The organism is Pseudomonas aeruginosa (assembly GCF_001457615.1).
Lineage (GTDB): Bacteria > Pseudomonadota > Gammaproteobacteria > Pseudomonadales > Pseudomonadaceae > Pseudomonas > Pseudomonas aeruginosa.
Window position 1 is genome coordinate 2789127 of the sequence record NZ_LN831024.1, and the last position, 13993, is coordinate 2803119.

Annotated in this window: 15 protein-coding genes; 6 read left to right on the forward strand and 9 right to left on the reverse strand. The window is 68.8% G+C overall.

Translation table 11 applies throughout. The features are described from left to right. Window positions 1-61: 61 nt before the first annotated feature. Window positions 62-1000 (forward strand): LysR substrate-binding domain-containing protein, encoded by a 939-nt coding sequence (locus AT700_RS12925; RefSeq protein ID WP_003105956.1) that lies wholly within the window; start codon window positions 62-64, stop codon window positions 998-1000. A gap of 3 nt (window positions 1001-1003) precedes the next feature. On the opposite strand, the gene treA is transcribed toward AT700_RS12925, so the two are convergent. After that, window positions 1004-2647, reverse strand: a complete 1644-nt coding sequence (gene treA / locus AT700_RS12930) for an alpha,alpha-trehalase TreA (protein ID WP_023120537.1) — start codon at window positions 2645-2647, stop codon at window positions 1004-1006. 358 nt (window positions 2648-3005) lie between these two features. Between treA and AT700_RS12935 the strand changes: the two genes are divergently transcribed. The 5 genes from AT700_RS12935 to AT700_RS12955 all read left to right on the forward strand — a co-directional run bounded on the left by AT700_RS12935 (window position 3006) and on the right by AT700_RS12955 (window position 7392). After that, window positions 3006-3431 (forward strand): hypothetical protein, encoded by a 426-nt coding sequence (locus AT700_RS12935; protein ID WP_022581050.1) that lies wholly within the window; start codon window positions 3006-3008, stop codon window positions 3429-3431. Further along, window positions 3424-4743, forward strand: coding sequence for a PQQ-dependent sugar dehydrogenase (locus tag AT700_RS12940; protein ID WP_003105949.1), 1320 nt, complete (start codon window positions 3424-3426; stop codon window positions 4741-4743). Before AT700_RS12935 ends, AT700_RS12940 begins: the two co-directional genes overlap by 8 nt. 178 nt (window positions 4744-4921) lie before the next feature. Then, the gene (locus AT700_RS12945) at window positions 4922-6331 is read left to right on the forward strand and encodes an aspartate aminotransferase family protein (protein ID WP_003089638.1); all 1410 of its coding nucleotides are present in this window, start codon (window positions 4922-4924) and stop codon (window positions 6329-6331) included. A 77-nt stretch (window positions 6332-6408) separates the two neighbouring features. Beyond that, on the forward strand, window positions 6409-6627 hold the full coding sequence (locus AT700_RS12950; protein WP_003089636.1) for an MbtH family protein: 219 nt from the start codon (window positions 6409-6411) through the stop codon (window positions 6625-6627). Then, a complete protein-coding gene (locus AT700_RS12955) occupies window positions 6628-7392 on the forward strand; it encodes a thioesterase II family protein (protein WP_003105945.1) in 765 nt (254 codons plus the stop codon). Between the two features lie 99 nt (window positions 7393-7491). On the opposite strand, the gene AT700_RS12960 is transcribed toward AT700_RS12955, so the two are convergent. The 8 genes from AT700_RS12960 to AT700_RS12995 are packed head-to-tail and all read right to left on the reverse strand — an operon-like array spanning window position 7492 to window position 13676. Next, entirely contained in the window at window positions 7492-8409 is a 918-nt protein-coding gene (locus AT700_RS12960) for a metal ABC transporter solute-binding protein, Zn/Mn family (RefSeq protein WP_003116922.1), read from the reverse strand. Next, entirely contained in the window at window positions 8406-9311 is a 906-nt protein-coding gene (locus tag AT700_RS12965; RefSeq protein WP_003106903.1) for a metal ABC transporter permease, read from the reverse strand. Before AT700_RS12965 ends, AT700_RS12960 begins: the two co-directional genes overlap by 4 nt. After that, on the reverse strand, window positions 9308-10063 hold the full coding sequence (locus tag AT700_RS12970) for a metal ABC transporter ATP-binding protein (RefSeq protein ID WP_023114417.1): 756 nt from the start codon (window positions 10061-10063) through the stop codon (window positions 9308-9310). Before AT700_RS12970 ends, AT700_RS12965 begins: the two co-directional genes overlap by 4 nt. Next, a complete protein-coding gene (locus tag AT700_RS12975) occupies window positions 10060-11013 on the reverse strand; it encodes a metal ABC transporter substrate-binding protein (RefSeq protein ID WP_003113055.1) in 954 nt (317 codons plus the stop codon). Before AT700_RS12975 ends, AT700_RS12970 begins: the two co-directional genes overlap by 4 nt. A gap of 32 nt (window positions 11014-11045) precedes the next feature. Then, window positions 11046-11606, reverse strand: a complete 561-nt coding sequence (locus AT700_RS12980; RefSeq protein WP_003143983.1) for a DUF6162 family protein — start codon at window positions 11604-11606, stop codon at window positions 11046-11048. After that, window positions 11603-11932 (reverse strand): hypothetical protein, encoded by a 330-nt coding sequence (locus tag AT700_RS12985; RefSeq protein ID WP_004343781.1) that lies wholly within the window; start codon window positions 11930-11932, stop codon window positions 11603-11605. The genes AT700_RS12980 and AT700_RS12985 overlap by 4 nt, the downstream gene beginning before the upstream one ends. Continuing rightward, on the reverse strand, window positions 11929-12468 hold the full coding sequence (locus AT700_RS12990; protein ID WP_003111932.1) for a hypothetical protein: 540 nt from the start codon (window positions 12466-12468) through the stop codon (window positions 11929-11931). The genes AT700_RS12985 and AT700_RS12990 overlap by 4 nt, the downstream gene beginning before the upstream one ends. Continuing rightward, complete coding sequence (locus AT700_RS12995; RefSeq protein ID WP_004343776.1) at window positions 12465-13676, reverse strand: PepSY-associated TM helix domain-containing protein; 1212 nt, start codon at window positions 13674-13676, stop codon at window positions 12465-12467. The genes AT700_RS12990 and AT700_RS12995 overlap by 4 nt, the downstream gene beginning before the upstream one ends. Window positions 13677-13993: the final 317 nt, after the last annotated feature.

The window sequence follows — 13993 nt, forward strand, 5'->3', positions numbered from 1 at the left end:
GTTCCCGGGAGTGGGAACCGGTAGTCCGCAAATCAAGTCTCAGAGTCTCGCAGGTGGAACGATGAGTGGTGAGCTGGTGTTCGATCTGAACGCGCTTTTCATCTATGCCAAGGTGGTCGAGCACGGTGGCTTCGCCCCCGCCGGGCGGGTGCTGGGGATTCCCAAGTCGACCATCAGCCGCAAGGTCGCGCAGCTCGAGGCGCGCCTGGGCGTACGCCTGGTGCAGCGCTCGACGCGGCAATTCCAGGTGACCGAGATCGGCCAGGCCTACTACCGTCATTGCGTGGCGATGACGGTGGAAGCGGAGGCTGCCGAGGACGTCATCGAACAGAACCGCTCGGAGCCGTGCGGAATGGTCCGCCTGACCTGCTCGACGCCGCTGCTGCACTTCGAACTGGCGCCGATGCTGGCGCGCTTCATGGCGCAGTATCCGAACGTCGAGCTGTACGTGAAGACCTTCAATCGCCGGGTCGACGTGATCGCCGAAGGCTACGACATCTCGCTGTCGCTGCGTTTCCCGCCGCTGGAGGACAGCGACCTGGTGATGAAGGTGCTGGCACGCAGCCCGCAGGTGCTGGTGGCCAGCCCGGAGCTGCTGGCCCGCTACCGTCCGCCGGAGCTGCCGGCCGACCTGTCGGCGATGCCCTACGTCGGCTGGGAGCGTTCGCGCCTGGACGGCAGCCTGCGGCTGGTCGGCGCGGATGGCAGCAGCGCGGCCCTCAACCTGCGCCCGCAACTGCTCAGCGACGACCTCGGCACCTTGCGCCAGGCGGTGCTGGAGGGCGTCGGGATCGGCGGCCTGCCGCTCTGCGTGGTCAGTCGCGACCTGGCCGAGCGCCGGCTGGTGCGGGTGCTGCCGGAGTGGACGCCGGTGGAAGGCATGGTGGTGGCAATGTTCCCCTCGCGGCGCGGGCTGTTGCCTTCGGTCCGCGCGCTGATCGACTTTCTCGCCGCAGGCTTCGCCGACGCCGCACAGCGCCAGTACCCGGCGCCGGGCTGAGGCTCAGCGACCGGCGCCCGGGCCGTAGAGTCGGAGCAGTTGCAGGGTCACGCCGTTGGACCAGCCGAAGCCGTCCTGCAGCGGGTACTCGCCACCGCCGCCGCCGCCCTGGTTGCCGCTGATGTCGTATTTCTCCACCAGTTTTCCTTCGCGGTCGTAGACCTGCTGCACCTGGGCGAGGAATCGCCGGCCGATGTCTTCCGCCAGGGCGTCCCGGCCGTAGGCGCGCAGGCCCTGTACGGCGACCCACTGCAAGGGTGCCCAGCCGTTCGGCTCGTCCCATTGCTGGCCGCTGGCACGGGTGGTGGTGGCCAGTCCGCCCGGGCGCAGCAGTTGGGCGGCGACGCTGTCGGCGGTACGACCGGCGCGTTCGGTGGAGGCCAGCCCGGTGAATAGCGGGAAGAGGCTGGCGGCGTTGATCCGCTCGATGGGCCGCCGGCGTTGCCAGTCGTAGTCGGCGTAGTAGCCCGCCGGGTGCCAGAGGTGGTCTTCGATGGCCTGTCGTCGCTTCTCCGCGCGGGCGCCGTAGCCTTGCTCGCAGGCCTTCAGCGCGCTGCTGGCGCAGGCCTTGGCGATGGTTCGTTCGAGATGGTAGAGCAGGGCGTTGAGGTCCACCGGGACGATGGCGGTGGTGCGGATGCTGGCCAGTTCGCGGCCGTCGTCCAGCCAGCGGGAGGAGAAGTCCCAGCCGCTTTCCGCGCCGGCCCGCAGGTCGCGATAGACCTCGCCCGCGGGGCGCTGCGGGGCGCGCGCGGCGGTCGCCCGGTCCTCCAGGAAGGACTCCTGGCGCGGTGTGTCACGGTTGTCCCAGTAGCGGTTCAGCAGGCTTCCGTCGGCCAGTTTCACCACGTGCAGGCGCGCCTCGTTGGGGCGCAGCCCGGCGGAGCCTTCCATCCAGTAGGCGTATTCCTTCTGTAGCTGCGGCAGGTAGCGCCGGTAGGCGGCGTCGCCTTCGCGTCTTGCCTGGAGGTCCACCATGTAGGCGAAGAACGGCGGCTGCGAACGGCTCAGGTAGTAGCTGCGGTTACCGTTGGGAATGTGCCCGTAGGTATCGATCAGGTAGGCGAAGTTGTCGAGCATGTCGCGCACCCGCTGGTGCTGCCCGCTCTCCGCAAGGCCGAGCATGGTGAAGTAGGAGTCCCAGTAGTACACCTCGCGGAAGCGTCCGCCGGGGACCACGTAGGGTTTCGGCAGCGGCAGCAGGCTGCTGTGGGCCGGCACCTGCTCGTAGTGGCGGGTCAACGCCGGCCACAGGTCGCTGATGTGGCTGGCGAGATCGGCGCCCGCTTCCGGCGGGGCGGTCTCGACGCTGCCGGACTCCTCGAAGTTGCGGCCGACGAAGGCGCGCAGGTCGAAGCCGGGCCGCTCCCTCTCGCGCAGGTAGTCGGCGCGGATCCGTGCAGGCTCGCGCAGCGGGAGCGCATCGACGAAGTGCTTCTGGTCGCTGAACAACCGGCTTTCCTGCACCGCCTGGAACAGCTCGGGATAGGCTTCGTCGGGGGCGATCGCGCGTTCGCCGCTGGCGTCCTGCCAACCCCAGGACGAGGACGCGGGCGGGGTAGGCGCCGGGCCCTGGCTGCAGGCCGCCAGCAGGAGCAGGACCCAGGCTGCGAGCATGGCGCGGGGCAGAGCGGTTCGATCAGGCATCGGCTGTCTCCTCTTCGGCAAACGCCGGGCGCGGATCGGTCGCCGGCGGGGTGCGCCTGGGGCGGCGCGGCAACCCGGCGGGAGGGCCGGGAAGGTCGCTACCCCTGTTTCGGTGAGTCGCGGCGCACGAAGTTCCATCGGAAGGATCGCCAGCGTACCTATCGCTTCCGACAGGTCCTTGCGGATGAACTCCAGCGCTTCGCGCAGGTCCGTCGCAGAAGGGGCGCGAGCCCCCCAGTCGCCGTTTCGCCGTGCCGTTCCCCGCTGCCCGCGCCTTGCGCAGGGCCTCGGCGGTTCGAATCTCCTGCCCGTCCCTTCACGTCGGGAAGCCTGCGTTTCCCGAGAGGAGTGTTTCGCAATGGCCACCGCACTACGCTTCAGACCGCTGGACGCCTTCTACAACGTCCTCAACCCGGTTCCCTTCGGTTTCTTCGTCGCCGCCCTGGTCTTCGACGCCACCTATTTCGCCACGGCGGAGGTGATGTGGGGCAAGAGCGCGGCCTGGCTGATCAGTATCGGCCTGCTGTTCGCCATCCTGCCCTGCGTCGTCGACCTGTGCCGCGTATGGCTGCTGCGGCGCGCGGCAGTCGTCGCGGCGGCCAGGGTTTCCTCCTTGCTGAAGTTCGCCGGCATCGTCCTGGCCATCTTCAATGCCTTCGTGCACAGCCGCGACGCCTATGCGGTGATGCCGGCCGGGCTATGGCTGTCGATCGCGACGGTGCTGCTGCTGGCGCTGGGAGAGGCGCTCCTGGCGGTATCCGCGGAGGAGGTGGCGCATGGCTAGCCTCCACTCGCTGCGTCCCGTCGCGCTTGCCCTCGGCCTGGCCCTGGCCGGCTGCAACCAGGGGTCGCAGAACGATCCGCAGCAGCAGACCGGCGCCAATCCGGCGCTTCCGGAACCGAAGCACTTCCTCCTGCCGCCGATGAAGGTACCGGAAGGCGTGGGCTGGTCGGGAGAGGCCAAGCCGACGGTGGCCCAGGGCCTGAAGATCGAGAAGATCGCCGATGGCCTGCAACACCCTCGCCAGTTGCTGGTCTTGCCCAACGGCGATGTGCTGGTGGTGGAGGCCAACTCGCCCGGCACCGCGCCGGTGACCACGCCGAAGCAACTCATCGCGGGGATGGTCAAGGGGAAGTCCGGCAAGGCCGGCAAGGGCGGCAACCGCATCACCCTGCTGCGCCGAGCCGGCGCCGGAGGCCAGTGGCAGAAGTACGTGTTCCTGGAAGGGCTGGACTCGCCGTTCGGCGTGCAGCGGGTGGGGGATTACCTGTATGTCGCCAATACCGGGAATATCATGCGCTACCGCTACGTGCCGGGTGAAACCCGGGTCGCCGACCCGGGGATGGAGTTCACCGACCTGCCGGACACCATCAACCACCACTGGACCAAGGCGCTGCTAGCCAGTCCCGACGGGCGCAAGCTCTACGTGGGCGTCGGTTCGAACAGCAACATCACCGAGAACGGCGCGGCGATCGAATACCGTCGCGCGGCGATTCTCGAGGTGGACGTCGCCAGCCGCGGCAGCCGCATCTACGCCTCCGGCCTGCGCAACCCGACCGGCCTGCAGTGGGAACCGGTCTCCGGCAAGCTGTGGACCATCGTCAACGAGCGCGACGAGATCGGCAACGACCTGGTCCCGGACTACCTGACCTCGGTACGGGAGGGCGGCTTCTACGGCTGGCCCTACAGCTACTTCGGCCAGCACCTGGATTCGCGGGTGAAGCCGCAGCGTCCCGACCTGGTGGCGAAGGCCATCGTCCCCGACTACGCGCTGGGTTCCCACGTGGCCGCGCTGGGCCTGTTCTTCTACACCGGCGACGAGTTGCCCGAGCGCTATCGCAACGGCGCCTTCGTCAGCGAGCACGGCAGTTGGAACCGCTCGCCGGTCAGCGGCTTCCAGGTGGTCCATGTGCCGTTCGCCGACGGCAAGCCCGCCGGTGCGCCGCAGCCGGTGGTGACCGGGTTCGTCTCCGCGGACGAGAAGCAGTTGTTCGGCGCGCCGGTGGGGTTGGCGCAGGCGGCCGACGGCGCGTTGCTGATCGCCGACGACGTCGGCAATGCGATCTGGCGGGTGAGCGCCGCGGGCGCCGACTAGCGGCCCGCTCGACGGTGTCCGGGCCGGAGCTGGCGGTCCGGGCACGGTGCTGCGGTCCGGCGCAGTAAATCCGTGCGTCCCTCCTGCGTCTCCTGTGCATCCGATCCGCGAATGCCGCCCCTGGCGGCCGGATCGCCGGTTGCCAGTGGAACACCACCACGCCTTGAGGGTTGAAGACATGCACGTCGCCACCAGCGTCATCGAAGACCAGCCGCTCCGCGCCACCCCGGCGGAGGGCGAAACGCTCTACGAGTTCTCCCAGTCGCCCTTGCTGGAACGGCAAAGCCGCCAGGAGTCCAACGCGCGCAGCTATCCGCGGCGGATTCCGCTGGCGCTGAAGAAGGCCAGGGGGCTGCTGGTGGAGGACGTCGAGGGGCGTACCTTCATCGATTGCCTGGCCGGCGCCGGCACCCTGGCGCTGGGGCACAACCATCCGGTGGTGATCGAGGCGATCCGCCAGGTTCTGGCCGACGAGCTGCCGCTGCACACCCTCGACCTGACCACCCCGGTGAAGGACCAGTTCGTCCAGGACCTGTTCGGCCTGCTGCCGCCGGCGCTGGCCGCCGAGGCGAAGATCCAGTTCTGCGGCCCGACCGGCACCGACGCGGTGGAAGCCGCGCTGAAACTGGTACGCACCGCCACCGGGCGCAGCACCATCCTGTCGTTCCAGGGCGGCTACCACGGCATGAGCCAGGGCGCGCTGGGGCTGATGGGCAATCTCGGACCGAAGAAGCCGCTGGGCGCGGTGCTCAGCACGGGCGTGCAGTTCCTGCCGTATCCCTACGATTACCGTTGCCCGTTCGGTCTCGGCGGCGAGGCGGGGGTCAAGGCGAACCTGCACTACCTGGAGAACCTGCTGAACGATCCGGAAGGCGGCGTGCAGTTGCCGGCGGCGGTGATCGTCGAGGTGGTCCAGGGCGAGGGCGGCGTGGTCCCGGCCGATCTCGACTGGCTGCGCGGCTTGCGGCGGATCACCGAGCAGGCCGGGGTGGCGCTGATCGTCGACGAGATCCAGAGCGGCTTCGCCCGTACCGGCAGGATGTTCGCCTTCGAGCACGCCGGCATCGTCCCCGACGTGGTGGTGCTGTCCAAGGCCATCGGCGGCAGCCTGCCGCTGGCGGTGGTGGTCTACCGCGAATGGCTGGACAAATGGCAGCCCGGCGCCCACGCCGGCACCTTCCGCGGCAACCAGATGGCCATGGCCGCCGGTTCGGCGGTGATGCGCTACCTGAAGGAACACGACCTGGCGGCCCACGCGGCGGCCATGGGCGAGCGCCTGGCCGAGCACCTGCGCATCCTCCAGCGCGACTATCCGCAACTGGGCGATATCCGCGGTCGGGGGCTGATGCTCGGGGTCGAGATCGTCGACCCGCAGGGCGAGGCGGATGCCCTCGGTCATCCGCCGACCGACGGCGCCCTGGCCTCGCGGGTCCAGCGCGAGTGCCTGAGGCGCGGCCTGATCCTCGAACTGGGCGGCCGCCACGGCAGCGTGGTGCGCTTCCTGCCGCCGCTGATCATCGGCGCCGAACAGATCGACGAGGTGGCCCGGCGTTTCGCCCGCGCCCTCGGCGCGGCGCTGGCCGGCTAATTTTCCCGCCGGGCTTTTCGTTATCCAACGCAAGGGCCGTGCTGCGCGCGGCCGTTCGATCCCATCAGGAGCAAGCAATGACTTCAGTGTTCGACCGTGACGACATCCAGTTCCAGGTAGTGGTCAACCATGAGGAGCAGTATTCCATCTGGCCGGAATACAAGGAGATTCCCCAGGGCTGGCGGGCGGCCGGCAAGAGCGGCCTGAAGAAGGACTGCCTGGCCTACATCGAGGAAGTCTGGACCGACATGCGCCCGCTGAGCCTGCGCCAGCACATGGACAAGGCGGCCGGCTGAGTGGGCGGTACGCCCGTACGGCTGTTCTGCCTGCCGTATTCCGGCGCCAGCGCCATGACCTACAGCCGCTGGCGGCGCAAGCTGCCGGCCTGGCTGGCGGTGCGTCCGGTGGAGTTGCCGGGGCGCGGGGCGCGGATGGCCGAGCCGTTGCAGACCGACCTGGCGAGCCTGGCGCAGCAACTGGCGCGCGAGCTGCACGACGAGGTCCGCCAGGGCCCCTACGCGATGCTCGGCCACAGCCTCGGCGCCTTGCTCGCCTGCGAGGTGCTGTATGCCTTGCGCGAACTGGGTTGCCCGACGCCGCTGGGGTTCTTCGCCTGCGGCACCGCGGCGCCGTCGCGACGCGCCGAGTATGACCGCGGTTTCGCCGAACCGAAGAGCGACGCCGAGCTGATCGCCGACCTGCGCGACCTGCAAGGTACGCCGGAAGAGGTGCTGGGCAACCGCGAGCTGATGAGCCTGACCCTGCCGATCCTGCGCGCCGATTTCCTGCTCTGCGGCAGCTATCGTCACCAGCGGCGCCCGCCGCTGGCCTGTCCGATCCGAACGCTTGGCGGCAGGGAGGACAAGGCCAGCGAGGAACAGTTGCTGGCCTGGGCCGAGGAAACCCGCAGCGGTTTCGAACTGGAACTGTTCGACGGCGGGCACTTCTTCATCCATCAGCGCGAGGCCGAGGTGCTGGCGGTCGTCGAGCGCCAGGTCGAGGCCTGGCGCGCGGGGCAGGGCGCCGCGGCGTTGGCGGTGGAGTCGGCGGCGATCTGCTGATGCCCGCGAGGGCGCCATAGGCCCTGCGGCGGGTCCGATGTCGACGAAAAAAAGGCCGGGGAGCAGCGCTCCCCGGCCTTTTTCGTTACGAGGCGCGGCTCAGCCTTGACCGGCCAGCAGCCCTTCGACTATCGCTTTCATGTCGCTTTCCAGGCCGGCCACCGGGTCCGCCGCCTCGGTGTCCACCACTACCAGGCGTGCGCCGCTGGCGGCGATGGCATCGGCGAGGGGCTTGGGTGGCTGGCGATGGTGCAGGACCAGGGCGATATCCTCGCTCTTCAGCTCCTCGGCGAAAGCCTGGATATTGGTCTCGGTCCAGCCGTCGTCGGCCTGGATCTCCACGTCCAGCGGGTCCAGGTTGAGCCCGGCGAGCAGGTAGCCGAGGCGTTCGGAGAGGCTGATCACGCTGAGGTTGTCGGCCTTCGCCAGGCGAGTCTCGTTACTGGCGGTCGCTTCCAGCAATTGCTTCTTCAGCGTCGCCAGGTTGGCCTGGATGGTCGCTGCGGCGCCGGGCGCCAGGCGTTCCAGGTCGCTGGCGAGGACATCGGCCATGCGCCCCAGGTTGGTCGGGTTGAGCCAGGGGTAGGCATGCAGGTCGCTGCCGGGGCGCAGGGCGATGCCGGGCAGGGCGCCGTCCACCGGACGCGCGGCGTCGATCTCGACGATACGGATATTGCTACGGCGGGCCAGCGGGTAGAGCGGGTCGTCGCTCCAGATCGAGCGCAGGTCGATCACCGCGTCGGCCTGCCCGGCGGCCTTGGCCAGGCCGCCGGCGCCGCGCCCGGCGAAGAACGAGGCCTGGCGGCTGGCCGGCAGGTTGGCCGGGGCGACCCGTTGCAGCTTGACCTCGGTGTCCCGCAGCAGGCGTTCGGCGAGGGCGTGGGTGACCGGCAGGCTGGCCAGTACCGTGACTGGCGCGGACTGGGCCGCGGCCGGCGTCGCGGCGAGGGCCGGGAGCGGGCCGGCGAGTCCGGCGCAAGCCAGGGCCAGGGCGAGGCAATGGGGTTTCAGGTTCATCCGGGGGTTCCTTTCAGGTGCGGCAGGCAGCCGCGAGCGATGGCGGCGAGGCCGAAGGCCAGGCCGGCGACCAGGATGATCGCGGCGCCGGAGGGAATCGGCAGGTCGAACATGATCGGCAACAGGATACCGGCCAGCGTGCTGACGGTGGCGATCAGCACCGCCAGCCAGAAGAACCCTTTCAGCGACTGGCTGACCAGGCGCGCCGCCGCCGCCGGGATCACCAGCAGGGCTCCGACCAGGATCGCGCCGATCACTTTCACCGCGGCGACGGTGACCAGGGTCACCAGGGCCACGAACAGGTAGTCCAGGCTCTTCACCGCGACCCCGCGCACCGCCGCCAGTTGCGGGTTGAAGCTGGCCAGCATGATGCGGTTGTACAGCGGCAGGGCCAGGCACGGCACCAGCACGGCGACCGCCGCCAGCACCGCGAGGTCATGGCCGTTCACGGTCAGCACCGAGCCGAACAGCACGTTCTCGAGGATATGCACGTTGATCTTGCCCGCCAGCACCAGCAGCAGGCTGGCGCCGAGCGCCAGGGACACCGAGAGGAACACCCCGATCAGGGTGTCCGGGGCCAGGCCGGTGCGGTTGCGCAGGTAATTGAGCAGGACGCCGAACAGCAGGCAGTAGCCGAACAGGCTGCCGTAGGGCCCGGTGTAGGGCTCGCCGAGGAGGATGCCGATGGCCACGCCGGTGAGCGCGGCGTGGCCGACCGCCTCGGAGAAGAAGGCGAAGCGCTTGACCACCACCAGGGTGCCGAGGCCGCCGAGCACCGGGCCGATCAGCAGGCCGGCGAGGAGCGCGTTGACGACGAAGCCGTAGGCCAGGGTCTCCGGCAGGTAGCCGGCGGCGGCCCAGGCCTGGACGGCCTGGCGCAGTTGTTCGTAGGCGTCGTTCATCGGCTGGCCTCCGCGTTCTTCCGGGGCTGGGTGGAGAACAGCGTGAGCAGGCGTTCCGGGGTCAGGCTGCTGGCCGCCGGACCGTCGAACAGCAGGTGACGGTTGAGACCGCTGACCCGGTCGGCGAGGCGGCCGACGGCCTCCAGGTCGTGCTCGATCCAGAGCACGGTGACGCCGGCCTGGCGCCAGTCCAGCAGCAGCCGCTCGAAGACCTGGATGCCGCCCTCGTCGAGGGCCGACATCGGTTCGTCCAGCACCAGCAGTTGCGGCGGCGGTACCAGGCCCTGGGCCAGCAGCACGCGCTGGCGCTCGCCGCCGGAGAGGGCGCCCATGCGCCGACCGCGCTTGGCCAGCATGCCGACCCGTTCCAGGGCCGCGTCGATCGTCGGGCGCCGGCTGCGCGACAGGCCGAGGAAGGCCGGACGGCGCTGGCACATGGCAGCCATGAAATCGTCGACGGTGAGCGGCAGGCCGCGGTCGAACTCCAGCGCCTGCGGCACGTAGCCGATGCAGCCGGGCGCGCCGGGCCACTCCAGGCGCAGCTCGCCGCGATGCGGCATCTGCCCGAGCAGGGTCTTGACCAGCGAACTCTTGCCGCCGCCGTTCGGCCCGACCAGCGCGTGCACGCTGCCGGCCTCGACGCGCAGGCGCACGCCATCGAGGATGCGGCTGCCGCCGAGGCTCAGGTCGATCCCGGCGAACTCGATGGCCGGCCCGCAAGGCGTGGCGCAAAGCCGTTCGGCTACGGTCATGCGCCGGACTCCTGGATGGCGCGGACCACGGTGTCGAGGTTGCGCGCCATTTCTTCCTCGTACTTGCCGGCGCTGTAGTCGCCATAGGAAATGTGCGACAGCGAATAGAGCTTCACCCCGGACTCGCGCTGGATGGTCTCGACGTAGGTGGAGGGGAAGTCGATCTCGGAGAAGATCACCTTCACGTCCAGCGCCTTGAGCTGGTCGATGGTCTTCTTCAACTGGCTCGGACTCGGCTCGATGCCGTGGGCCGGCTCGACCACGGCGGTGACTTCCAGGCCGAATTCGCGCAGCAGGTAGTCGTAGGCGCCGTGGATGGTGGCGACGCGGAAGTCGGCGGCCGGGGCCTTGTTCAGCCGCGCCAGGGCGTCGGCGCGCAGGGCCCGCAGGCGCTTGGCGTAGGCCCGGGCGTTGCGGGTGTAGGCCTTGGCGTTGGCCGGGTCGAGCTTGCCCAGTTCGCGGGCGATGGTGTTGACCTGGGTGATCGAGGCGCTGATGGACAGGAAGGTATGCGGGTTGACCACCTTGCCGGCGCCGCGCGCGGCCATGCCGGTGGCGGCCAGCAGCGGCACCTTGGCGTTCGCCTCGATCACCGGGATGCCGGGCTTTTCGCTGGAGGCGATCATGCGCTCGGCGAAATCGTCGTGGCCGACGCCGTTGAGCACCACCACGTCAAGCGTGCCGATGCGCTTGATGTCCTCGGCGCGCGGCTCGTAGGCATGCGGGTTGAAACCGGCGGGGATCAGCGGCACCACCTCGGCCTTGTCGCCGACGATGTTGCTCACGTAGCTGTAGTAGGGATGCAGGGTGATGCCGATGCGCAGGCGTTTGCCGTCTTCGGCCTGGGCCAGCGGGGCGAGCAGGGCCAGCAGCAGGGCGGCCAGCAGGGCACGGCCCGGGAGGAGGGCGGCGAGGCCGCGCGGACGGGATGAGCGACGGGAGAACAGCATGGAAAAACGCCTTCTGTGGAGTCGATGTGCGATCAATGGCGGTGCTGACGGGTCACGCCGGCGTCGAAGCGGCTGACCACCTGGCGCCAGCCGGCATCGGCCAGGGCGCGGGCGTCGCCCGGTACGGCGCCGGCAGCGGCCGCGGCGGGCTTCAGCCAGACTTCGGCGGGGCCGAGCAGCAGGAGGAACGAGCCGGCCACCCCGGGCTTGCCGCTGACGCCCAGGTAGCTCGGACGCCCGGCGGTTTCGCCGCGGCTCCAGCGGTGCTCGCCGCGACTGCTCGCGGCGACGTCGGCGACGAAGGGCGGGAAGCCCTCGGCGGCCAGTTCGTCGACGGAAGGCGCGGCTTCGCCGTCGTCCAGGCGCGCCTGGATGTCTTCGGCGGCGACCTGCAGGTCGGCGTAGATGCCCTGTTCGGCGGCATTCAGGTCGAGCCGGGCGTCCACCTGGTGGGCGTCCAGGGCTTGCGCTTCATGGGACTGCTGGCGCAGCCCGACCACCGTGGCGGCGAGGGCCAGGATCAGCACACTGCCGAGCAGTACGTAGAGGGTCTCGTGGCCGGCGCCGGCCGGGCGGACGGTTTCGACGCTCATGGCGCGGCGATGTCGGCGTGGTCGATTTCCACCACGTGGCCGGGGCCGGCGTCGAACAGCACGTAGAACTCGCCGTCGGGACGCTTGAAGGTCAGGGTCGAGTCGGCGCCGAGCTTGCCGGGAACCAGGATCTGCTCGTCGTAGCCGATCACGTCGAGGGTTACGCCGGGGGCGCCGCTGCCGTCGGAGAATCCGCCCTTGCAGCGGATCTCGCCGGCCTGCACTTCCTCGCATTCGCAGATCGGGTTGTGCGCCAGGGCCGCGCCGCTCATGCCAAGCAACAGGGCGGCCAGGGGCAGGCGCCAGGGGCGGGTGTGGATGCTCATTGCTTACCTCGTTTGTTCAGCCAGGCCACGGTGGCGGGGGATGCCTCGGCCAGGGGAATGGAAGCCTGGTGCATGGAGCCGTCCCAACCTTCCATGGTGATCCACAGCTCGGCGTCGGGCCGGGTGCGCGGCGGGATCGGCACGCTGGTGCCCATGCGGTAGGGGCTGCCGAAGAAGATCACCCCGGCGGCACGCAGGCTGCGCGGCTTGCCGATGCGCAGGTAGGTCGCCTTGACCTGGGGAATGCAGGCCTGGCAGAGGGCGGCATTGAAGTCCTTCATGAAGCCGGCGGGGCCTTCGTCGTGCGGCGGTTCGATACGCCATTCGGCGAGCTTGAGACTCCAGGGGCCTACCTGGACTTCGCCGATCTCGCGTTCACCCAGTCCGCTGCTGCCAGAGAACAACGCCATGTCGGCGAAATAACGTGGCATGAAACCGAGCGGGATCAGGATCAGCAGAACGTTCAGGTGGAAACGCCAGCGCAGCCAGAACTGGCGCAGAGGCGAAACGGGCTGGGCGACGGCGGCCTTGCTCATGGCTGTCCCTCCGCGGTCTGGTTGGCCATTACCGGCGCCGGCTTGGCCGGTTTCGGCTGGCGCGCCGGGCGCTTGCCGCGCTTGACCAGCGCGGCGGAGGCCTGTGCGGTGCGCTTGCTCCAGATCAGCAGGCCGCTGAGCACCATCATGCTCAGCAGCAGGCCGAAGACGAACCAGATCAGCTTGACCCAGATGCCGCCGAAATCGCCGGTGTGCAGGGGGCGCATGGATTCGGTGACGAACTCCAGCGGGGTGCGGTCGCCGAGCAGGCGGGAAGACTCGATCCTGCCGTTGTAGGGATTGATCGCTGCCGACTGGTACATCAGCGGGTACCAGCCGCGGCCATAGACATAGAGCGGGCTGTAGGCGTTGCCTGGGAGGAACAGCCCGCTGGCTTCCAAGCCGGAAATGTCCCGAGTGGCGATGCGCACGGCCTCGTCGAGGTCGATCTGCACAGCCGGCTGGCCGGAAGGCGAGAGCGGCACCTCGCTGCGGGCGATGACCGGCGGCGGGCCTTCGCTGGAGAGAGTGATGTGATTGTCGGCGAGGATCGCCTGGATCAGGAACCAGGTGCCGGTGATGGAGATCACGGCGATGAACCAGATCGACCAGATGCCGCTCAGGCGGTGGAAATCCCCCCAGAAGATGCGCGCGCCCTGGCTGATGCGCAGGCGTGGTCTGAAGAAACCCTTCCAGAATCGTTTATAGACCACCAGACCGGTGACCAGCGAGGCCAACATCGGCAGTCCGAGTAGCGAGACCAGGTACCAGCCCCAGCTGTAGCCGTTATCGAACGGCATCAGCCACCAGCCGTGCAGGGCGCGGGTGAACTGGCGGAAATCGAAGTGCGGGCTCTTGCCCTGGATGGCACCTGTGTAGGGATTCACGTAGAGCGCAGCGCTGCTGCCGTCGGGATGGCTGACATCCACGGTCAGGGCGAAGTGGGATTCGTCGGGGCGTTCGATCGATTCGACCTTCAGCTCGGGCCGGGCCTGATTGATGCTGGCGAGGACTTGGCTGTAGCTCAGCGGTTCGGCGGAGTCGCTTGGCTTGCTGGCACGGATTTCCGGGTTGGCCAGCCAGACGATCTCCTGGCTGACCACCGCCAGGGTGCCGGTGAGGCAGACGATCAGGACGAAGAACCAGATGGGCAGGGCCAGCCAGCTGTGGACGAGGAACCAGAGTCTGGAGCGGGACTTTTTCGACATGAGGCTAACGGTAGGTTAGGGGTCGTGGGCACCGACCATGGGTTGCGGAGACTGGATACGCCCCGTTCATCCATATAGGACGAATGAGCCGCGCAGAACCTGAAAGGGAAGATGAAAGCAAATGTTTCGCAAAAGCTTTCGTGCTCCTCGCGAGGGATTTCTTCGTCATTTGCCTAAGCGCCTGATGGCTATGCAAAAAACCGATCGGCCAAGGTGCGACCGGAAGTCGCTGTCCGGTTAATTTTCACGATGTGTCGTCCGTTTCACATGAATGACCGAGCCCCGCGCTCGTTGCCCATGTGCACGGAAGAAGACCG